This window comes from Erwinia sp. 1181_3 (assembly GCF_052824965.1).
The window spans coordinates 862,296-882,854 of sequence record NZ_VTDE01000001.1 but is presented as its reverse complement, the minus strand read 5'-3'; the positions used below and the strand labels follow the sequence as shown (position 1 = coordinate 882,854).

18 protein-coding genes are annotated in these 20,559 nt (G+C 55.4%); 3 read left to right on the top strand and 15 right to left on the bottom strand.

From position 1 onward, the window contains the following. Window positions 1-73: 73 nt before the first annotated feature. The 8 genes from FY046_RS03920 to FY046_RS03885 all read right to left on the bottom strand — a co-directional run bounded on the left by FY046_RS03920 (window position 74) and on the right by FY046_RS03885 (window position 8,746). Window positions 74-601, bottom strand: coding sequence for a CbrC family protein (locus FY046_RS03920; RefSeq protein ID WP_133841343.1), 528 nt, complete (start codon window positions 599-601; stop codon window positions 74-76). A 276-nt stretch (window positions 602-877) separates the two neighbouring features. Beyond that, complete coding sequence (locus FY046_RS03915) at window positions 878-1,480, bottom strand: KpsF/GutQ family sugar-phosphate isomerase (protein ID WP_133841344.1); 603 nt, start codon at window positions 1,478-1,480, stop codon at window positions 878-880. After that, window positions 1,480-3,114, bottom strand: a complete 1,635-nt coding sequence (locus tag FY046_RS03910; RefSeq protein ID WP_133841345.1) for an FGGY-family carbohydrate kinase — start codon at window positions 3,112-3,114, stop codon at window positions 1,480-1,482. Before FY046_RS03910 ends, FY046_RS03915 begins: the two co-directional genes overlap by 1 nt. Before the next feature lie 16 nt (window positions 3,115-3,130). Then, on the bottom strand, window positions 3,131-4,084 hold the full coding sequence (locus tag FY046_RS03905) for an ABC transporter permease (protein WP_133841346.1): 954 nt from the start codon (window positions 4,082-4,084) through the stop codon (window positions 3,131-3,133). A 1-nt stretch (window position 4,085) separates the two neighbouring features. After that, window positions 4,086-5,072 carry an ABC transporter permease gene (locus tag FY046_RS03900; RefSeq protein WP_133841347.1) on the bottom strand — a complete coding sequence of 329 codons (987 nt, stop codon included), beginning with the start codon at window positions 5,070-5,072 and terminating at the stop codon, window positions 4,086-4,088. Further along, complete coding sequence (locus FY046_RS03895) at window positions 5,065-6,564, bottom strand: sugar ABC transporter ATP-binding protein (protein ID WP_133841348.1); 1,500 nt, start codon at window positions 6,562-6,564, stop codon at window positions 5,065-5,067. The genes FY046_RS03900 and FY046_RS03895 overlap by 8 nt, the downstream gene beginning before the upstream one ends. A 51-nt stretch (window positions 6,565-6,615) precedes the next feature. Next, window positions 6,616-7,602, bottom strand: coding sequence for an autoinducer 2 ABC transporter substrate-binding protein (locus tag FY046_RS03890; RefSeq protein ID WP_133841349.1), 987 nt, complete (start codon window positions 7,600-7,602; stop codon window positions 6,616-6,618). Between the two features lie 457 nt (window positions 7,603-8,059). Then, entirely contained in the window at window positions 8,060-8,746 is a 687-nt protein-coding gene (locus tag FY046_RS03885) for a hypothetical protein (protein ID WP_133841350.1), read from the bottom strand. Between the two features lie 187 nt (window positions 8,747-8,933). On the opposite strand from FY046_RS03885, the gene FY046_RS03880 reads away from it, so the two are divergent. After that, window positions 8,934-10,127 (top strand): MFS transporter, encoded by a 1,194-nt coding sequence (locus FY046_RS03880; RefSeq protein ID WP_133841351.1) that lies wholly within the window; start codon window positions 8,934-8,936, stop codon window positions 10,125-10,127. Here the strand turns inward: FY046_RS03880 and pdxR are convergent. Further along, a complete protein-coding gene (gene pdxR / locus FY046_RS03875) occupies window positions 10,108-11,538 on the bottom strand; it encodes a MocR-like pyridoxine biosynthesis transcription factor PdxR (RefSeq protein WP_446185764.1) in 1,431 nt (476 codons plus the stop codon). The genes FY046_RS03880 and pdxR overlap by 20 nt on opposite strands. A gap of 89 nt (window positions 11,539-11,627) precedes the next feature. Between pdxR and FY046_RS03870 the strand changes: the two genes are divergently transcribed. Further along, window positions 11,628-12,080 (top strand): rhodanese-like domain-containing protein, encoded by a 453-nt coding sequence (locus tag FY046_RS03870; RefSeq protein ID WP_133841353.1) that lies wholly within the window; start codon window positions 11,628-11,630, stop codon window positions 12,078-12,080. 1 nt (window position 12,081) lies between these two features. On the opposite strand, the gene flk is transcribed toward FY046_RS03870, so the two are convergent. The 6 genes from flk to FY046_RS03840 all read right to left on the bottom strand — a co-directional run bounded on the left by flk (window position 12,082) and on the right by FY046_RS03840 (window position 19,630). Next, window positions 12,082-13,131, bottom strand: coding sequence for a flagella biosynthesis regulator Flk (gene flk / locus FY046_RS03865; protein ID WP_133841354.1), 1,050 nt, complete (start codon window positions 13,129-13,131; stop codon window positions 12,082-12,084). Between the two features lie 143 nt (window positions 13,132-13,274). Then, entirely contained in the window at window positions 13,275-14,309 is a 1,035-nt protein-coding gene (locus FY046_RS03860; RefSeq protein WP_133841355.1) for a fimbrial protein, read from the bottom strand. A gap of 15 nt (window positions 14,310-14,324) precedes the next feature. Then, window positions 14,325-16,856, bottom strand: a complete 2,532-nt coding sequence (locus FY046_RS03855) for a fimbria/pilus outer membrane usher protein (RefSeq protein WP_159336266.1) — start codon at window positions 16,854-16,856, stop codon at window positions 14,325-14,327. Between the two features lie 50 nt (window positions 16,857-16,906). Further along, window positions 16,907-17,659 carry a fimbrial biogenesis chaperone gene (locus tag FY046_RS03850; RefSeq protein ID WP_167863585.1) on the bottom strand — a complete coding sequence of 251 codons (753 nt, stop codon included), beginning with the start codon at window positions 17,657-17,659 and terminating at the stop codon, window positions 16,907-16,909. Between the two features lie 66 nt (window positions 17,660-17,725). Then, window positions 17,726-18,253, bottom strand: a complete 528-nt coding sequence (locus FY046_RS03845; RefSeq protein WP_133841358.1) for a fimbrial protein — start codon at window positions 18,251-18,253, stop codon at window positions 17,726-17,728. A gap of 495 nt (window positions 18,254-18,748) precedes the next feature. Then, window positions 18,749-19,630: a DMT family transporter gene (locus FY046_RS03840; protein ID WP_133841359.1), complete on the bottom strand. Its 882-nt coding sequence runs from the start codon at window positions 19,628-19,630 to the stop codon at window positions 18,749-18,751. Between the two features lie 99 nt (window positions 19,631-19,729). Between FY046_RS03840 and FY046_RS03835 the strand changes: the two genes are divergently transcribed. After that, entirely contained in the window at window positions 19,730-20,518 is a 789-nt protein-coding gene (locus tag FY046_RS03835; protein ID WP_133841360.1) for an AraC family transcriptional regulator, read from the top strand. Window positions 20,519-20,559 lie beyond the last annotated feature (41 nt).

The following is a 20,559-nucleotide window of genomic DNA, read 5'->3' as shown; positions in this document are numbered from 1 at the left end:
GTTGACCTTTCTCATCCCCTCTCGTCGGGAGGCAACGGTGATGCCATCACATTGCCTCCCGCAGAAACACCTGTCAGGAAAAATCCCAGTTAAACATCACCAATTCGCAATGGCGGCAGACAAACTTATAAACGCCCTGATCGCCACCCGGTTTGTAATCGGCCATAAACTGCGACCAGCTCTCCTCATCCATTTCGTAATCGCTCATCCACTTTTGACGGGTTTCTGCACTGGCGTCGGCAACATCTTTCGCACTGGCATCGCCGTGATAAACGCAGGCATCGTTACAGTGGGTCGCCCAGCTCTGGTCCTGCCATGAACTGTAACCCGGCGTGCGTTCGCAAACTTCCGCCGCGATGGCATCATCAAGTGCTTCATCATAAAGATCGTTGAAGCTGCATGCGTACTTAGCGGCTGCGCTGCCATCATGGATGCACCACGGGCACAGGGTGATATCGCTGTCACCGACCCTGTAAATGGTGCCGTTATAGTGGCGATCAGTGTCTTTACCACAGCAGTTGCAGGTGGCGGCTTGTTGAATAAAGACATCGCGAGCGAAGTCAGCGCTGAGGTAGGTAAACTGCGGTAACGGCCTGTTCATTAGGGAGCGTCCATAAAGGTTTTAACGGATAATATCGCATCGTTATCCGTCAGAAAACCTTATCATTAAACCTGTAGAGTAAATTCATAGGATTACATCACCGACAGTATGAACCTTGATGATCTTGTGGCAGAAGATTTGATGAATGATTTCTTTGAGACATTCTATATTGAAACGTATTGCTCCGATGTTCCTTGTTTATGAGCCTGCTGAAACTGGCTCCAGACCTGAAGCTGAACGATTAGCGACTAAAAATGTGTGGAGATCCCTCAGGGGTCACTCCTCCCTCAACATCTTCCCCACATTCCCCCCCGGATGCACGGTCAGCAACGTCTCCTTGCTGTAGCCACTCTGCGACATCAGTACCGCAATCATCGCGTCAAATACCGCCAGCACGCTGATAATCGACGTGGTGGCCAGCATATTCAGCGGGTCGATCTCCTGCGATTTTGGCATCAGCAGCAGCCGATCGGCGGCCTGAGCGATGGCCGAGTGTGCGTTCTCCGTGACGCTAATCAGCGTGCAGCCTTTAGCACGCACCGTTGGCAGCAGCCGCGTGAGTTCATCGGAGTTACCGCCGCGTGACAGCATAATCAGCACATCGTCGTGGCGCAGAAAACCGATATCGCCGTGGGCGGCATCGGCAGCGCTGAGCCAGATGGCGGGATGCTCAACGCAGGCCAGCATATGGGCGATTTTACGCGCCGCAATGCCGGAGGTGCCGATGCCGGTGACGGCAATCTTGCCGCGACAGGCGGCGAGGGCATTCAGCACCGCCAGCCACTGCTGACGGTCAAGCTGCGTTTCCAGTGCGGCCAGCGCCTGGCGGTAGGTATTCCAGCCTGTGGTGGCCTGTTGCCAGCTCTGTTCCGGCGTCATTATTCCTCCTGCATCATCTGCTGGTATTTCATATGGTCGTGATACAGCTCGCGGAACACCCGATATTTACGGTCGTAATAGCGTTTGATCTCGTTGGTCTGTGGCGTCACGGTTTTACCAATACGGCTCATGGCGTTCATCGCTTCCGGCAGCGTGTCGTAAACGCCTGCGGCCACGGTGCCCATCATGGCACTGCCCAGCAGCATCGATTCGCTCTCCTCCGCCAGCAGCATGGTGCAGCCGGAAGCGTTGGCGTGCTCCTGCACAAAGATCGGGTTTTTGGTGCCGCCGCCGCTGGCCATAATCGTGTCGATGCTGTAGCCCGTCTGGTTCATGGTTTCAATAATATGCCGGGTGCCAAGCGCGATGGCCTGAATCGTTGCCAGATAGTGCAGCGCCATATCTTCCGGGGTGCGCGACAGTGTCAGTCCGGTCAGTATCCCGGTCAGATTAGGGTTGGCACGCGGCGAACGGTTGCCGTGGAAGTAGGGCAGCATATGGATATCCCGCGTCAGAAACGCGATTTTATCCGCTTCCCCCGCCATCTTACGCAGCAGATCGTTCAGCACCTCGTAAATAGTTTTTCCCTGACTTTTGCCCTGCTCATGCAGGGCGGCATAGCAGGGGTGCGACTGGATCACATGATCAATCAGGGCACCGGTGGCGGACTGGCCGCCTTCATTCAGCCAGAAGTCAGGCAGCACCGCCTTGTAATAGGGGCCCCAGACGCCCTTAATAAAACGCGGCTCGCGGGAGATGGCCATATGCCCGGTGGAGGTGCCGCCGATCAGCGCAATGCGGCGGTCAAAGTCGGCCAGCTCGCCGGATGGCCCGGCGGCACCCAGCGTGCCCAGGCTTCCGGCGTGGGCATCAATTATCGAGGCACTGACCGGGGTGCCGGGCAGCAGGCCCAGTTCACTGGCCGCACGCTGTGTCAGACCACGTCCCAGGGGTTCGCCCATGCTTTTGACCTCGCTGCCGATCTTCGCCGCGTCATGCTCCAGCAGATCTTCCAGACCCACTTGTTTAAAGTAGCTGGCATCCCAGCCGTCCTGATGGGCCAGCCAGGTCCATTTACACACCAGCGAACAGACCGAGCGGGTGACGTCACCCGTTGCGCGCCACGTCAGGAAGTCCGGCAGATCGAACAGGTGACCCACATTCTGCCAGCTGGCTGGCATATGCTGCTTCAGCCACAGCAGTTTTGGCGTCTGCATTTCCGGCGAGATCACCCCACCCACGTAGTCCAGCACCGGGTGCTTCAATGCATTGATGCGTTCCGCCTGCACAATGGCGCGGTGGTCCATCCACACAATAATATTCTGCTCGCTGCGCCCGGAAGGGCTGACCGTCAGCGGCTGCCCCTCTTTATCCAGCACCACCAGTGAACAGGTGGCATCAAACCCCAGACCTTTTATCTGCACCGGGTTAATGTTGGTCTGATTAATCGCATCGCGTACCGCCCTGCACACCGCCTGCCAGATATTGTCGGAAGACTGCTCAACAAAATTGGCCTGTGGGCGAAACATCGCGATCTCACGGCTCGCCTGTCCCATCATGCGCCCGGTAATATCAAAAATGCCTGCGCGTGCGCTGCCGGTTCCCACATCCACACCAATGTAATAGCTCGCCATTTTTTATCCTTAGTCCTCAGGTTCTGCGATGTTGCAACGCAATAAACAGGATCAGTACACCACCCCAAAGGGCCATAGTGAGGTAGCTGCTCACTCCCAGCAGATTCAGTCCACTTTCCAGCATCTGCAGCACAATCAGCGCCATCACCAGGCCGGGAATACGCCCAAAACCGCCGTCAGGATTAATGCCGCCCAGCACCGAGGCGAGGATGGTCACCAGCAGCCAGGATTCGCCATAGCCAGCTTTGGCCGAGTTGAACATCGACATCATCAACAGCGCGGCCCCCCAGCTCATCAGCGCCGAAAGGACATACACCACAATGGTGACGCGGGTGGTGTTCACCCCGCTAAAGCGCGTGGCCTTCTCGTTGCTGCCCAGCAGCAATATGGTGCGGCCCAGCGTGGTGCGCTCCAGCAGCAGCCACATCAGCGCCGCCACGGCCAGGAACAGCAGCAGTGCCAGCGGGATCCCGGCGATATTGCCGTTACCCAGCATCTGGATCACTGGTGGGAAGCCGGAGATCACCGCACCGTTGGAGAGCAGAATATTCAGCCCGGCAATCAGCGTCATGGTGCCCAGCGTGGCCAGAATCGGCGAGACGCCAATGACCGCAATCAGTACGCCGTTGACCACGCCAATCACCACGGCCAGCCCCAGCCCGGCCAGCAGTGCGAGGAAAACCCACTGCGGTTGGTCAGGATGCGCGACAATCAGTGCGGCCATCAGCAGTGAGCAGGCGTTGGCGCTGGCGATAATCGACAGATTAATGCCACCCGTCAGCATAGTGATGCCCATACCCAGCGCCAGCAGGCCGAGCACTGGCAACTGGCTCGCTATCGACTGGAAGTTACCGAGGCTAAAAAAGCGCCCCCCCAGCGTCAGAGAAAACAGCACCAGCACGGCCACCAGCATCAGCACCTGCAGCCGGATAATGCGGTCACCTGGCAGTTTATTCAGTAATGTTTGCATCTCAGTTCCCCTTTGCCCGCTGGTGTTTTTCGTTCCATGCCGTGGCGCTCACGCTGACCAGAATAATGATGCCGCTAAACACCATATGCCAGTAGGACGAGACCGCCAGCAGCGTCAGGCCGTTTTGCAGGAAGGCCAGCAGCAGTACGCCCAGCAGCGTGCCGGTTAATGTTCCGCGTCCACCGCTCATGCTGGCACCGCCCAGGACCACGGCAGCAAGGACCGTCAGCTCAAAGCCCACCAGTGAGTTGGGTGCAACAGACTGCGTTGTCTGCGCCTGTACCACGGCGGCCACACCGGCCAGCACACCCATGTAGCCGTAGACCGCCAGATGCAAGCCTCTGAGGTTGATGCCAAGGCGTGAAGCGGACTCGCGGTTGCCGCCCATGGCGTAAATCTGGCGTCCAATGCGGGTGAAGTTCATCATTACCCCGGTCAGCACAAACACCGCCAGAAGACTGAGCAGCGGCAGCGTCAGACCATATTCGTAGCCGTCGGTCGCGGTGAAGGAAAACCAGTTAATGCCCTCCATAAACCAGTCCGGGAAGCCGTACAGCCAGGTGCCGTTGGTGGCCCAGACCAACAGTCCATAAAACACATTCAGCGTGGCAATGGTGATAATGATCGCCGGAACCCGCAGCAGGTAAACCAATAAACCATTGAACATCCCCAGCACCAGACCGCAGCCGATGGCAATGGCAAAGACGCTAAACAGGTTGCCGCCATGCGTCAGCATGGTGCTGGCCATCACATACTGAGCAATGGCGGTCATCGCCGGGAATGAGATATCAATGCCGCCAGCAATCAGCACCACAAACAGGCCGCAGGCCAGAATGCCGAGGATGGCATAGCTGGTGGCCACATCGGTCAGGTTACCGAGGGTAAGAAACTCACTGGTGCGCACGCTCAGGCCCAGCGCCAGCAGCACAATCAGCATGCCCAGCCAGAATTCGTGTAGGCTGATAAGGTGACGCAGTTTGTTATTCATTGACCACTCCGGCTATCTCCTCTTCACGGCACAGATGGGGGGCGAAACTCGCCACCAGCTCGCCTTTACGCATCACCAGCACGCGGTGGCTGTTGTAATACGCTTCCGGGACCTCATCGCAGATCATCAGCACTGCCATACCGGACTCTGCCAGTTCGCGGGCGATGCGATAGATCCCCTCTTTGTTGGCGATATCGACGCCGACGGTGGGGGAGTCGAGGATCAACACTTTTGGCCGGGTCGCGACCCATTTACCAATCGCCACACGCTGAGCGTTACCGCCGGACAGCGTCTGAACGGCCAGCTGGCTGTCAGAGACTTTAATATTCAGTTCACGGATCAGTTTTGATGCCCGCTGGCGGGCTTCATGCCGATCCAGCAGTCCCAGGCGGTTGCGCAGCTGGGAGAAAATCGGCAACAGCAGGTTGTCGAAAATCGACTGCGTCATGATCAGCCCTTCCGTCTGCCGATCTTCCGAGACGTAAGCAATACCGTGGCGGATGGCATCGCGGTTACTGCGCAGTGCCACCGGCTGACCGTCGATAATCATCTCGCCGCTGTCGGGCCGCGTAATACCAAACAGCGACAGGCAAAGCTCGGTACGTCCGGCGCCCAGCAGGCCGACAATCGAGGTGATCTCACCGCCTCTGAGTTGCAGATTGATCTGCTGGTACTGATTGCGGCGCGAGAGGTTACGCACTTCCAGCAACGGCGTTTCGTTGAGGTCAGCACGTTCCGGCAGAGGGCTGAAGCTGAAGCGCTGCCCGGTCATCTGCCATGCCAGCTCATCGCTATCCAGTTTGCTGGCAGGCCAGGTGCCCACCAGCTTGCCGTCGCGGATCACGCTGATGCGATCGGACACTTCCATCACTTCATCCAGCTTGTGGCTGACGAACACCACGCAGATCCCGGCGGCTTTCAGTTCATTCACCACACGCAGCAGCCCGTTCACTTCATGGCGCGTGAGCGATGCGGTTGGCTCGTCCATGATCACCAGGCTGGCGTCTGCCGCCAGTGCCCGGCAGATAGCGACCAGCTGGCGGTCAGCAATCGACAGTTTTTCAACCTTGCGCGCCGGGTCGAGCTGCACGCCGATACGTGCCATGGTTTCCTGCGCCAGCTGGCGCATGGCCCGGCGGTTTACCCAGAAGTGACCGCCTGGCAGATAGCGATGCGCGGCAATGTTTTCCATCACCGACAGATTGGGGAACAGCGACAGATCCTGATAGATCACCTGGATGCCATAGTAAGCCGAAAGGGCAGGCGTCAGATGGTTGAGCCGCTTTCCGTCAATGCTGATATGTGAACCTTTATCGGGCTGATACACCCCGGAGATCACTTTGATCAGCGTGCTTTTACCGCAGCCGTTTTGTCCGGCCAGGCAATGCACTTCACCCCGGTTCAGCGTCAGTGTCACATCATCCAGTGCGCGGACGCCGGGAAAGGATTTACTGATGTTTTCCAGTGAGATAAACGGTGTTTGCGTGGACATAATTCAGTACCCTGGAGTGGATAAAGGGCCAGTCAGGCTGGCCCAAAACAATCAGAAGCCGAGGGATTTCGCGTTATCTTTGGTCACTTCCAGAATGCGGTTAAAACGGATCACATGGTGTTCCATATCCACATCGGCTTTACCCAGGCCGTCAATGGTCAGATCCGGCGTAACCTGTTTGCCATCCAGCAGCTGATCGGCAAGGCTCACCAGAGCGAACCCGGCATCTTTTGGATCCCACAACAGGGCTTTCTTGATATCACCCGTTGCCAGGTATGGTGCAGCCTGAGCGGGCATCGCGATACCGACGACGGCGATTTTATTTTTCGCACGTTTGCTTTTCACCGCCTGTCCGGCACCGATAGGGCCAAGCGATCCGAAACCGATAATGCCTTTCAGATCAGGGTAGGTGCGCATCAGATCGAGCGTTGTGGCGTAAGATTTATCGATGCTCTCAGCCACCGGCAGGCGTGAAGTGACTTCATGCATCTCAGGGTATTTTTCTTTCTGATACTTGATGGCGGCATCCGCCCAGGCGTTATGCAGGGGCACGGTCAGCGAACCAACATAGATGGCATAACCGCCTTTGCCGCCCATATTGCTGGCCAGCTCGTCCATATTCTTTTCGGCGTATTTAACACTGTCGATGGTTTCAATATCCCACTGGCCAATAGGCTGGTCAGGGGATTCATGCGTCAGCACCACGATGCCCTGATCGCGGGCTTTTTTCAGCACCGGCTCCAGCACTTTAGCGTCGTTCGGCACCACGATAATCGCATCCACTTTCTTGGCAATCAGGTCTTCAATCACTTTCACCTGCTGCGCCGGGTCGGCAGTGGAACCGCCCACCTGATAAGCATTTACATCGAGTTTTTTCGCGGCTTCATCTACGCCAACGGCCATCCGGGTGAACCAGGGGATCCCGGTCACTTTTGCCACCAGGGCGATATCGTGTTTTTCTGCGGCCAGCAGCGGAGTCGCGAACAACATACATGCAGAGACAACACATGCATTGAGTAACGAGAGGTTAAATTTCATAGCAGTACCTTGTTATCTGATTCGTTGTTTTTGTCAGGTAAGAGGTGGCATTGACCACCGGATCAAGATAGCAAGAAGATTTTGGCGAAGAGTTGAGCGAGATGAAGAAGTGTGATCGATAACTTTATATGTAAAATTATGAGCATTATTGTGTTAATTATTTGTTTGTTTTGCTGTGGTTGTTGGATTTTTACCACGATAAAGTGTTGTGTATTTGTTAATTTAATTTTTATTTAACAAATAAATAACATTATGAGTGGTTCATACGACAAAAAGCACAGGGTATGGCGGTCAGATGCTGTTTTCTGCCTGGAAGAATTCACCGAATGCGAGCGATCTCGCGAATTTGCCATCCGGCCGCCTTGCTTTAGCCTGAAAGATGAGGAAGGTGGTGACGTAATTTCCTTACACAGAGGAAAAATAAGGTCAATGAGCCGCCCGCAGGCGGCCCTGAACACTATTTTGTTGTGCTCTTGCGGTAAACACTGTCGAAGCGCACGTTCATCCCGCCGCAGTTGCTGTTATCGCGCACCACCAGATTGCCATTAATCAACAGCATTTCACCGCCGCACTCGTAGTTCTGTGAATCCGGTTTGCCGAACGTCAGACGGTTGCCGTCTACCGTGGCATCATCATCGATTTCACCGATATGCACCACTTGTTCACCGTAGCTGTTGATGCCGCCGTGCCAGTTCGCCGTACCGCTGACGTGCAGTTTTTCGCCGCTGCGTGAAAGCGTGATGGCATCGGACCCTTCCACCGGAAGCCACAGGCCCAGCCAGTCTTCAGGCTTTACCGCGCGTGTCGGGAGGGTGGTCAGGCTGGCCGTGGGGATCCAGCTGGTAAAGTCGCGCTTTTTCGCGAAGTACCAGACGCAGCTCCAGCCGGGTTTGGTCTGTGCCACCAGCACCTGATTACCAGGGACCAGATAGGCTTTACGCGCGCAGCTTGCCCCTTTTTCCGGGCAGCCATTATCATCATCATAGAAATGGACGTTACCTGCATCTGCGCTGATCTCTGCCTGGTGATACTCTCCCTGGTAGCTGGGGAAATAGCCGTTACGGCAGCTATCTTCTTCCGCGGCAAAGGCATGGACGCTGGTCAGCAGTGTGGTCAGTGTTAAAGCGAATATCCCTGTTTTCAATGTCTTGTTCCCGCATCGTCAATATTGCCCTGATAATAACTGACTGCGGGCTTCCTCACGAACTTCCTGATGTGATATTGACGATTTGAAATTTTTTAGCCAATCTATGATACTTTGAAAATAAAATTTCACACAAGCCAACTGATCGGCACAGGCTGTGCTGTAGGTTTTCCAGGAGAAGTTCGCCATGTCCAGTTGCAGTGATGAGAGCCCGAAAGCGGGCACCCATGCTCTTGCACGTATTTCCTTCGCGGTATTTCTCACCTATCTGACGGCAGGCCTCGCGCTGCCGGTGATCCCGCTCTATGTTCACCAGGAGTTGGGGCTGAACAATGTGATGGTGGGGATTGCCGTCGGCATTCAGTTTTTTGCCACGCTGCTGACCCGCGGTTATGCCGGACGGCTGGCCGACCAGCGTGGGGCAAAGCGCTCCACGATGCAGGGTATGATGGCGCTGGCGCTGGTCGGTGTGGCTTATCTGCTGGCGGCGCTGCTGCCGCTGCCGATCATGGGTAAATTTGCCCTGCTAGTGGCGGGCAGGCTGTTGCTGGGCTTTGGTGAAAGCCAGCTGCTGACCGGTAATTTGACCTGGGGAATGGGGCTGGTCGGGCCGAAACGCGGTGGCCAGGTGATGTCGTGGAACGGCATGGCGATTTATGGATCGCTGGCCGCCGGGGCGCCACTGGGCTTGTGGTTACACAGTCAGTGGGGATTTATGGCGCTGGGCGTGGCAACGATCCTGCTGCCGCTGGTGGCGCTATTGTTCAATACCGGCGTACGCCCTGTACCGATCCACGGCGGCGAGCGTCCCTCGCTGTGGAAGGTGGTGGGGCAGATTACTCAGCCGGGCCTGGCGCTGGCGTTACAGGGCACCGGGTTTGCGGTGATCGGCACCTTTACCTCGCTCTACTTTGCCGATCAGCAATGGGGCAATGCCGGGTTTGCGCTGACCGCGTTTGGGCTGGCATTTGTGCTGGTGCGCGTACTGTTCGGCGGGCTGCCGGACCGGCTCGGAGGCACGCGCGTGGCGCTGATCTCGCTGGGGGTGGAAGCCTGCGGGCTGCTGCTGCTTGGGTTGGCGCCGAATGGCTGGGTGGCGCTGGCGGGAGCGGCGTTGACCGGCTGCGGCTGTTCGCTGGTGTTCCCGGCGCTGGGCGTTGAGGTGCTGAAGCGGGTAGCCCCGCAGGTGCGTGGCACGGCGCTTGGCGGCTTCTCGGCGTTTCAGGATATCGCTTATGGGGCCAGCGGCCCGCTTACTGGCATCCTGGCGACCTCGCTGGGCTACGGTTCGGTGTTTGTCGCCGGATCGATCTGTGCGCTGGCGGGGATTGCCGTGACCTTCAGCTTCTCGCGCAGTGCCGTCAGTAGCTCAGACGGCTGAGTTTTAATACCGCCTGCACAATCTCTGCGGGTTGTAGTGCTGAAAATCCCAGCAGCCAGCCTTCCCGTGCAGGTTGCTGCTGATACAACGGTGACAGACGCGGTAACAGCAGCCCGCTCTGCACTGCCTGCTGCGTCAGTCGTTGTTCACCGCCGGATGTCAGGTGCACCGTCAACTGTAAGCCGCCCTGCTGGGGAAACAGTGTGAGTCGATCCGCCAGCTTCTCGTTTAATTCCTCGATCAGCCGTTGACGGCGGCTGGCATAGAGCTGGCGCATGAGGCGCAGGTGGGCAGCGAAATGACCGTGCTGGATAAAATCCGCCGTCACCGCCTGCATCAACTGGGCGCTGTGACCATCCATCACGCTGCGCAGCCGCCGCAGCGGCTCAATCAGCGCATCGGGCACCACCAGATACGCCAGTCGCAGCGAGGGAAACAGCACTTTGGAAAAAGTGCCGAGATACAGCACCCTTGCGCGATCCTCCAGCCCCTGCAATGCCGGTAGCGGGCGTCCGTCATAATGAAATTCACTGTCATAGTCATCTTCAATCAGCCAGCGTTGGTGGCGACGTGCCCACGCCAGCCACGCCAGCCGCCGCTGCCCGCTCATCGTCACGCCGGTCGGATACTGGTGGGCAGGTGTCAGGTAGACCAGCCGTGGGGCTGGCCCGTCGGGCGGGATAGCTCCCTGTTCGTCGGTGGCGATGCTGGTGAGCTGCGCCCCGGCATAGCGGAAAGCGTGCCAGGCACCCGGGTAACCCGGATCTTCCATCCCGACCGGATCACCGGCATCGCACAGCAGCAGAGCGATCATTTGCAGCGCCTGCTGAGAGCTGGTGAGGATCATCACCTGGTCGGCCGAACAGCGCACGCCGCGCGATTGCGCCAGGTAGTGCGCCACCGCCTGGCGCAGATCGGGCAGACCCAGCGGATCGCCATACTGCATCAGGGAAGTGCTATCGGAGCGCAAGCGCTGCTGGGTGAGACGCCGCCACAGCGGCTGGGGAAACGCACGCAGATCCGGGGAACCGGCGGCAAAGGCATGGGGAAACAGCGGATCGTCACAGCCGCCTCCCGCCACCATCTGCCCCCCGCGTGCTGACAGCTGCGGCGCCGCAGAAGCGGGGCGATGGCGGTTTTGCGATACGGAGGGGCTGATGGCAACAAACGTGCCGCGCCCGCTTTTGCGTGAGAGATATCCCTCGCTTTCCAGCTGGCTGTAAGCGGCCTCAACGGTAACGCGAGACAGTGAGAGATCGCTGGCGAGCAGGCGGGAAGAGGGCAGTGGAGTCCCGGCGGGTAACGTTGCGCTGGCCATCGCCTCGCGCAGCATGGCACAGACTTTTTCCCGCAGGGTAGACCCATTCTGGCGCGTAAACAGAGCGGAAAAGGGGACGGGAGTGGGGTTCATTGTGGTCTTATCATTGTCTCAGAATGGGTCTTATGATTAAGACCCATCCATTCTATGATGGCAACATTAATAATGAACGGGAGTGCATCATGAGTTCGTTTTCAGCGGTTTTACAATTTCCTCCGGCGGCACCTGAGCAGAGTGAGGCGCTGCTGCGCCAGAAGCTGGCACTCTATGCTGATGCCTGGGATGTGGCGCAGGATCTGGCACACGGCGTGCCGGAGATTGTGGTGATTGATACGCGCTCAGAGCAGCAGTATCACGCCGGGCATATCTGCGGTGCCGTCAGCTTCCCTCATCGTTTCATGAATGCCGATACGCTGGCGGAATGGGACCGTGAGAAAGTGTATATCACTTACTGTGACGGCATTGGCTGTAACGGATCAACAAAAGGCGCATGGAAGCTGGCGGCGGCGGGCTTCAGGGTGAAGGAGTTGATTGGTGGGCTGGATTTCTGGCGGCGCGATAACCATCCGGTAACGGAAGGCGATCGGCCGGGCAGTTGGCCTGAAATGACAACACTGCCCGACTGCGGTTGCTAAGTTAAAGCAGTATCCAGAGTACCAGCACCACGACAAACAGGATGGCAAAAGCGGCAAACACCGGACGATTAGCCAGGGGTTGCAGCACAGGTGGCAGTGCACCCCACAATGGCACGGTGATCGGGCGTGGGTTGAGTTCGTTGTCGGCCAACTGCTGTTCTTGCAGGCGCTCTGCACGGCGGCTGAACAGTTGGTTCAGCAGATCCTGCGTCTGGGTTGGCGTCAGCAGCGTTTGCGGTGCGGCGTTAAAGCGCTGCTGGCTGTAATCCTCCAGCATCCGCTGTTCACCGGCATCCGGCGGCTGTTTTAGCGTGGCGGTCAGCTGTATCAGCGTAGGGGCAGTATGCTGGCTCAGGGTCTGGCTGGCCTGCAAATACTGGTTCATCAGCGGGAAGAAACGCGATGGGATCGGGTCGCCGCTGTGCAGGTTCACCACTTTCAGCAGCGAGGTCCACAGCTTGGCCGGCTGTTCCCCGGTCGCGGCGGCAAGACGTGAGATCTGCTGATTCAGCGTCTGATGCTCTGCCGGAAGCAGAGAGCGGTCGGTAACACGGTTTTGCTGTGGCTGGGGAATGGCCATCTGACCATTTTGCAACATCGTCAGCACCTGATGAAGCTGGTCAGGATTCAACGAGCTGAGCACGGTATGACCAAACTGCTGACGAATGAAATCGCTGACCGCCTGGCGGTTATTGCCGGTCGGTAACAGGTCTGTCAGTTGTTGCAGAAGCTGACGTGTGGCGTGGGTGTTTTGTACCTGCGACAGACGGGTATTAAGAAACTGTTCCGCAGGCGGAAAATGGCGTGCCTGAAGACCTGCATCGTTTTTAACCCCCACTTCATGACGTAACCCGGCCCAAAGCTCGGCAGATTTCAGCGAACTGAGCGACATAATCTTGACGATCAGGCGCTCCAGCGTGGTGCGCTGCGCGGGTGTCAGAGGCTGTTCGCCCGTTCCCGTACTGGTGCCCGGGCGTGTTGCGCCGGTTCGGGCATCGATCGTCGGGCGATCGCCGGGTAACGGCGCACCGGGGCCGCTTATAGGTTGCATGGCGAAGTCCTTCAGTCAGAGTCAACGTCCGGGGGGCGCCGGAACAGAATGGTCATCCACTATGATAACAATCCCGTCCGGTGATAGGTAGAGGAACGGGGAACAATCCCGATGCTTTCCCCCTTTTTTTTCATGGTGGCGGGTTAAAGGTAGTTGAGGGTCCAGGTCAGGGTGCTATTAGCCTTACCGGGGGTGATGCGTTCCGCCGTCTGGTAATAGCGTGCCAGGAAGGAGACGGTGAGGGTGCGATCGGCCAGCGGATAGCGGGCGATTTGCCAGCGCTGGCCGATATTCACCGGTGTGCCGTTGTCAGTATGTAAGATTTGCAGTGCTACCCCAGTGGCGCTGTTCGCCTCATCACTGAGGGCAATCAAACTGGGATTGACCGTACCGGTGGGGGCCGTGCCATCAAGTTGCATTAGCACAGTGAAGTTACCGGACACATCCGTGTCGCAGAGAAAATGAAGTGAGAAAGGTTTACCTGCATTTGTCGATCCGATGCCGGATCCCAGCCCCTGTTCGCGCCGTGTTCTGACCTGACCTAGTGGGACATTAAATGAGGCAAGTCCCTGAATCTGGCAGCTCTGGGCGATAAACGTCAGGCCGGTAGTGGCATCCAGCATCATAAACTTTGCATTTTTTATTCCGGTTTCCGATCCCACCTCGAAAAGGGCAATACGTGAAGGGATCGGGGTGACCTGCTCTGGGCGTTCAGGTGTCTTTGCCGTTTTGACGATATCAACGGTGACATTGAGAGAAAAGTGCTGCCAGGTACGGGACGGCAGGCTGGCGGCAGCATTATGGTTATCAATCATGATCCCGGAACTGACAACGCTGTATTCGCTGCCACGGTTGCCGTTAACCGTGGTGAACAGGGTTAAGCCATTGCCCAGTGTTTGCATGCTGGTGCGGCGAATCAAAAAAGCCATTTCGGCTTCCTGCTGAAGAGGATCGCTGATGCTGCACCAGACATCGAGGGTGTAACTTTGGTTGAAAACCGTCTTGCCAATTGGCAGGGAGGAGGAGAGTTTGATGTTGTTGCTGCCGTTGAACAGTACCAGCGGGAAAGCCTTATTGGTGGCGGCAGCACATTTAAGCGACCCGGCCTGAGCATTCAGGCTGAAAAATGACAGCGCGACAAGGGTGGTTGATATCAATAAAATCAGACGGTTATTCATTTTATACGCTCATCATCAATGGGCAGAAAGGGGTAAGCAGGGTTGACTAAAACGCTCAAAACCGTTTTGCAGAGTGGCGTGAGGGCTAAGCTGCAGCGATAGCGAACACAGGCTGGTATCGCCTGATTTAATTTGCAGGTGTGAGCGCCCTGGGGGCAGGCGAACGTAAATCAGATCGCCCTGCGCGACTAGCCCAAGGTGATTACCCTGTTCATCCTGCACGACTGCGCCAAAGGGCAGGCTCTTTCCATCGGGCAGCGTTGAATGAATCAACACAGCTCGCCCGCGTGACGTGGCAAAATTGACTTTGACCAGCGCACCGGTATGAGGCGCGGTCTGCTGACGGGTACTTTTCAGTTCAATATCGGTGGGCAGCCCTTGTGGATCGAGCGTGATTTCATTAAGTCGATAGGGACGCAGATAAGGCACCAGCGCGCGTCCCTGTGGGTTCAGCGTCAGCCCGGAATGGCCTTCGACCCTGGCGCCGTAGGCGTTAGGTGCATCGACCAGTGCCATGGTTTCACTGTACCAGGGGCTGGTCACCACGCCATCAGGTAATGCCACTAACGCACCACTCAGCCCACCGGACCATGACTGGCTGTGCCTGCCTTGTTCCACACTTCCCTGAACGGAGGTGTAACGCGTGTGCCAGTTCGCCGCCAGATTCGCGCTGGCGCGTTGCTGGCTGTCATGACGCAGACCCAGGGCGTAATCAAACTGCTGTTCGGCACCCAATGTGCTGTTGATACTCGCCTGGCTGGACATTCCTTCCGCATCGTGGCTCACATTCATATTCAAATAGGTATGGCGCGCACTGCCACCCAGTGGGACTGACAGACCCAGCGTGTATTGCGTCTCTTCGCCATCACGTCCATTGACCCGGTTAACGGAAAGGGACCAGCTCAGGGAACCAAAAGTATTACTGTAACCAGCCTGTAGTTGATTGTTGGTGCTCCGGCTCCCCCAGTAACTCTGCCGAATAGCGGTCAGATAAAGCTGTCCCCATTTGCCGGGAAATCCTTGTGCCAGACTGGCGGATAAGCGGCTGCGAGGGGACAGGAATGCAGAGTTATACGAACCGGGAGAAGGGTGCCGGGCATCATCAATGGCAGACATGGCATCATTCAGACCGAGATAGCCTGGAGAGGAAAATCGCCATGCGCTCAATGACATCGTGCTGCTGCTGGCATTGAACCCTTTACTGTAGGTGGCGCGATAGCTCTGCCCTGAAAGATGACGATCCTGAGTGTCGGTCTGTGCCTGTGTGACATCCAGTGCCAGCGCACCCCATGAGCTGCCTATGGCCCCGCCCAGCAGGAAAGCATGGTAATCACGTGTCGTTAATACGCCGCCGTAGCCCGTCAGCAGATTATTGATGCCCCGTTGTAACGTGAGCTGTGCGACGGCGTCCTGCTTTGACAGGTTCATGTTACGCAAGGTGCCTGCAGTCAGGCTGTACTTTGTTAGCCCGGGGCGAACCAGCTGTGGAACCGCAGCATAGGGCACCATAAATTGGCTCTCACGGCCATCGGACTCGCGAATGGTCACGGTCAGATCGCCGCCGTACCCGGTGGGATAAAGGTCATCAATGCTGAAGGGGCCGGGAGAGACGGTGGTTTCGTACAGCAGCACGTTATTTTGCCGCACGCTGATACGCGCATTGGTTTCGGCCACACCCCGGATCATCGGGGCATAGCCACGCCTGGAATCTGGCAGCATATTATCGTCGCTGTAGAGCAAGACGCCGCGTAGAGAAAAACTGTCAAACAGATGACCACTGGTATCCGTATCGCCGATGATAATGCGCGATCTCAGCGCACTAATGCCATGTTCCATGTAATTACGCAAACTCTGATAGTGGGTTCCACTGTTATTCTGCCAGTTCATTGAGCCACGGTGGCGAAACATAAATCCCCATAAATTCAGGCCAATATTGTCTCCGTTGTAGAATGAGCGATATGCGTTATCATCCTGTTTTGATTGATAATAATTCGCGTTGTACCCGAGGATTAGCGCGTTGACGCCGCCATCCCACTGCGCGGGGTCAACTTCATTTTGGGCGCGCTGCATCAGCAGTACCTGAGGGACAGTAACGATCATCTGCAATGTGGAAACATCAATGTAACCCTGTCCACTGGGAACCCAGTAATCCAGACTGCGGCAGTGGTCGGCATCATCCAGCTCTGCCATTTTTTTGCTATCAATCTCTCCGGGTTTAAGGGGGAGCAAATTGATCAGCGAGCGGGTAGTACAAATAACCGACTCTTCATGGTTTTTTTTGACCTGCAGACGTGTATAGCCAACATATTTATTATTCAGCATCACCCCGACATCATAAGCGCCGGGAGGAAGAGCATGGCGGTGGTTGAACTGGGTGACATCGATTTTTTTATCCGATGGGTGGCGTAACAGGTTGATATCAAAGCTGGCATATCCCTCAGCAGGGGCAGCGAAGGCACTCCGCTGGATATCCCATCCCATCACTCCTGCCAGCAATACGCCAGATACTGAATAACAGAAAAAATGAATGCGCCTTGTCCTGGGCATCTTAGCTCTCCCTGTGAGATCTCATCTCATTCGTGACTCTTTTATCTGGCTTACTGTGTATTTTTGACCGTAGTGATACTGCCGTAGTCATTAATGACTTCATAACGTAGGGCGGCATTTTCAATTTTTTCTGGAAGCGCAGTAAACCTGAACTCAGCGGAGCTTTTTGGCGCAATCATTTCGCCATTCAGGCTTTTGATCTCCTTACGACGCGTTTCAATTTTTACATTGGAGACATTAATAAAGTACGCAGAGGGGTTATTTACCCGTAACACCGTACCTGGCGCGGAAGTGGAGCGTTGCCACTGTAAATCGTGGAATGCCTGATTCGCGCCATTGGCATTCAGGGCGGGCGGTCGGAAGAAAATTTTCAGGCGACTGCGGATCGCCATTTGCAATATATCGGCGTTGATGGCGGTTGCACTTTTTGGCGGAATATCCAAAATATTTAACCAAAAGATAGATTCTTTATCCTGAGGCAACGCTGTGCCTGTCCAGGTGATCCTCAGCGTTTGCCCGCTGTTCGGTTCAATACGGACAATCGGCGGTGTGAGGACAAAAGGAACGGATATTTTGTCTAAAGCAGCATTTTCATCACCATTGTCAATCCAGGACTGAACCAGCGCAGGCTTATCACTATCATTACTCAAATGAATATTCACTTCATTTTTTTGTTGTGGATAGATAACACGTGTTCCATTAATAATAACATTGGCGTTAGCCTGCTGAGAAAGGAGTGAGGCAACAAGATAAAAAGGCAGGCATTTCCAGGCTGACAGGGACATATTGCTTACAACAGACATGATGGTGGCTCGGCTTGTCAGTAAACATAAAAGTGCAAGAATTGCTTCTTGCACTGGGAGAAAAAATTAGAAATAGCTTAACGAGTAATTAACGACTGTACTGACATCACCAGCTTCCACTTTATCCGTAGCGTAATAACGTGCGAAATAATTGAGAGTCGCTAAATCGTCGACTATTTTGAATGAAGGGCCGCTGGCCTGTGAGCCATCGCCTAACTTGATCGGCTTACGGTTGTTGTCCATTAGCTGGACCTGAACATTCGCCGCAGAGCCTTTATTTTTCAGGTTACCTGTCATGCTGTCTGTTTCAGTGCTGTCAAAGAGAGCACGAACATTTTCTGTTGGGTTCTGGCAGTTGGTTAACGTCAGGATCACAGGCTGTTCATTAGCAACTTCACCTGCTTTGGCAAGTGCGGAGGCCGAAATAGGTTCAAATACGATGGTCGTACTGCTGTTACGGCCATTGACGCTAACGTTGCACGTCGTATTTGATATATCTCCTGTGAACGTGATCGTGCCGTTTGCCGCCATGACTGCCGGGACAGGGAGGGCCAGAGCAGCGATCATCGAGGTTGCCAGTAGTCTTTTTTTCATCTGTATATCCTTATTGAGTAACGTGGTTGATTCCTGAAGCACAAGGGTTATTACAGGGAAACCCTTGCTTGGGTATTCCCGTTAAAAAAAACGGGGGTGTTTAATTGCATGAAAAGCAACTAAATAAGGTTTTGGTGTGAAATGAAATGGATAAAAACCACCTGGCAGAATAGGGCTTTTTAAGCGATGTCACTGGTTTCAGATGATGTACTTTCGTTAGAATAAAAGCAGGCACATTGTTTACCTTGTTAATGATTCACGTCATTGTGTTTTTGTTTTTTTCATGTGAAGAAGAGTAGCTTGTAGTAGAAATTGGTAAATAGTAAATAAGCCAAAATAATATCAGGGTGTTTTAAATTTAATCTTAGGTGTGTTTTTTTTAATGAAAATTAAAGGAGGGGAGGTGGGGCGTATTTTATTATTAGAATGATCTTAGCAGCTGAAAGTGCAACTGCTAAGGAGAAGGGCGTGACAACATCGGCGGTTTGAGAGTGATTACTTTCTTCTGGTCATCAAGGGCTTGCGGAGATTTTGGGCGAGAACAACGCCAGCGAGTGTGATACCTCCACCGATGAAATGATAACTGTGCAGTGACTCATTCAGAAAGGTCACGGCAATAATTGCAGTAAAAATCGGAGCCAGATTCATAAAAATACTGGCCGTGCTGGCTCCCATACGCATTACGCCCTGTACCCATAGGAAAGGCGCCACGATCGAAGCAGGGATGGCAGCAAACAAAATGAGCGGAATATTGTGCGTGTTAAGTGATACATCGGGTGCCCGCAGGAAGTTAGGTGTCAGTAGCAAGACGCCAAAAAAGATCTGCATCCACAGGCTTTGCCAGTTCGGCAAAGGAATTGCCCAGCGTTTGGTCAGTACGCCGTACAGCGCATAAGAGGCGGATGCGGCAAACATCATTATCTCACCTTTGCCTAATCCGTGTGATAACAGCTGCGCTGGATTACCTTCGCTGACCAGCCACACTAGCCCGGAAAAGGAGAGCAGGCTGCCCAGCAGTATGCCCTGCGTCGGGGCCAGTCGTATTATCACCACGCTGAACAACACGGTCAGTAAGGGGATCAGTGCATTAAGAATGCCCATAAACAGTGCGCTGACGCTGTGTGCAGCGTAATACGCCAGGCTTTGATACAGCACCATACCGAGCAGGCCAAGCACCAGCAGTTTCCACCATGATTGCTTGATCTGCTGGCGATTGCGCCAGACGCCAGGCAGGGCAAAAGGTGCCAGAATCAGCAGGGCCAGCAGCCAGCGATAGAAGGAGATCGCAGCAGGATCGATCGCTGCGGCCGACATTTTGCTGACAATCGCGTTGATCGACCAGATCAGCACGGCCAGCAGGGGAAACAGAAAACTCATCAGTATGCTCTTAAGGTTAGCGTGAGAGCTTTAGTGTAAACTTGTCCTGTTTAATACAGATAACGATAATAAGACAAATGCACGCCGGAACCGGACAAGATGATCCAGCAACTGACGTACCAGGCTCCTAAGGATGCCGAACGGCTTCCCCTCTTTTTCCGCTATGAACTGGCCAATGCCCGTACAGAGTATCTGCCGCATCAGCATCCCTGGGGGCAGGTGATTTTTGTGAAATGTAATGTGCTGGAGATGCAAGTAGAGGGAGAGCGCCTGCTGACGCCGCCCAATTTGCCGATCTGGGTACCGCCTGGCCATCAGCACGCCTGTTACAACCATAAAGCAGCCTATTTTCGCACGCTTAATATTGCAGCGGATGCATGCCAGGGGTTTCCCGAGCGTGCCTGCCTGCTGCGCGTCAGTCCGGTGGTGCATGCGATTATCGAAGAGTGCGCCGCGCGCGAGCTGCTGGTGCCACAGACGACGCAGGATCTTCGCCTCTGTGAAGTATTGATCGATCAGCTACGGGTAGCAGAGAGTCAGCAAAGCTATCTGCCTTCCACCCAGGATAAGACCCTCGCGCCGGTACTTCAGGCGCTGGAGCAGAATCCGGCCGATAACACCACGCTGGCTCAGTGGGCGCAGCGGGTCTACACCACCGAGCGCACACTCTCACGGCGCTGCCAGGCACTGCTGGGCATATCCTTCAGCGAGTGGCGGCAGCGTCTGCGGTTTTTGCATGCGGTTTCACTGCTGGAACGGGGAAAAAGTGTGCAGGATGTGGCGCTGGATTTAGGGTACAGCTCGGCTTCCGCGCTGATCGTGATGTTTCAGCAACAGTCTGGCACCACGCCAGAACGCTATCGGCATCAGCGCTCTGAAGCGAGGTAACCTGATACCCTCCTTTTTTGCCGTTACCCGCATATGCGGGT

Bases quoted from the DNA above. Each gene is read 5' to 3' on its own strand.
- FY046_RS03900 (WP_133841347.1), bottom strand. From the start codon at position 5,072: ATGAATAACAAACTGCGTCACCTTATCAGCCTACACGAATTCTGGCTG.
- FY046_RS03895 (WP_133841348.1), bottom strand. From the start codon at position 6,564: ATGTCCACGCAAACACCGTTTATCTCACTGGAAAACATCAGTAAATCC.
- FY046_RS03910 (WP_133841345.1), bottom strand. From the start codon at position 3,114: ATGGCGAGCTATTACATTGGTGTGGATGTGGGAACCGGCAGCGCACGC.
- FY046_RS03920 (WP_133841343.1), bottom strand. From the start codon at position 601: ATGAACAGGCCGTTACCGCAGTTTACCTACCTCAGCGCTGACTTCGCT.
- FY046_RS03880 (WP_133841351.1), top strand. From the start codon at position 8,934: ATGTCCAGTTGCAGTGATGAGAGCCCGAAAGCGGGCACCCATGCTCTT.
- flk (WP_133841354.1), bottom strand. From the start codon at position 13,131: ATGCAACCTATAAGCGGCCCCGGTGCGCCGTTACCCGGCGATCGCCCG.
- FY046_RS03855 (WP_159336266.1), bottom strand. From the start codon at position 16,856: ATGCCCAGGACAAGGCGCATTCATTTTTTCTGTTATTCAGTATCTGGC.
- FY046_RS03860 (WP_133841355.1), bottom strand. From the start codon at position 14,309: ATGAATAACCGTCTGATTTTATTGATATCAACCACCCTTGTCGCGCTG.
- FY046_RS03835 (WP_133841360.1), top strand. From the start codon at position 19,730: ATGATCCAGCAACTGACGTACCAGGCTCCTAAGGATGCCGAACGGCTT.
- FY046_RS03915 (WP_133841344.1), bottom strand. From the start codon at position 1,480: ATGACGCCGGAACAGAGCTGGCAACAGGCCACCACAGGCTGGAATACC.
- FY046_RS03905 (WP_133841346.1), bottom strand. From the start codon at position 4,084: ATGCAAACATTACTGAATAAACTGCCAGGTGACCGCATTATCCGGCTG.
- FY046_RS03890 (WP_133841349.1), bottom strand. From the start codon at position 7,602: ATGAAATTTAACCTCTCGTTACTCAATGCATGTGTTGTCTCTGCATGT.
- FY046_RS03845 (WP_133841358.1), bottom strand. From the start codon at position 18,253: ATGAAAAAAAGACTACTGGCAACCTCGATGATCGCTGCTCTGGCCCTC.
- FY046_RS03870 (WP_133841353.1), top strand. From the start codon at position 11,628: ATGAGTTCGTTTTCAGCGGTTTTACAATTTCCTCCGGCGGCACCTGAG.
- pdxR (WP_446185764.1), bottom strand. From the start codon at position 11,538: ATGAACCCCACTCCCGTCCCCTTTTCCGCTCTGTTTACGCGCCAGAAT.
- FY046_RS03840 (WP_133841359.1), bottom strand. From the start codon at position 19,630: ATGAGTTTTCTGTTTCCCCTGCTGGCCGTGCTGATCTGGTCGATCAAC.
- FY046_RS03850 (WP_167863585.1), bottom strand. From the start codon at position 17,659: ATGTCTGTTGTAAGCAATATGTCCCTGTCAGCCTGGAAATGCCTGCCT.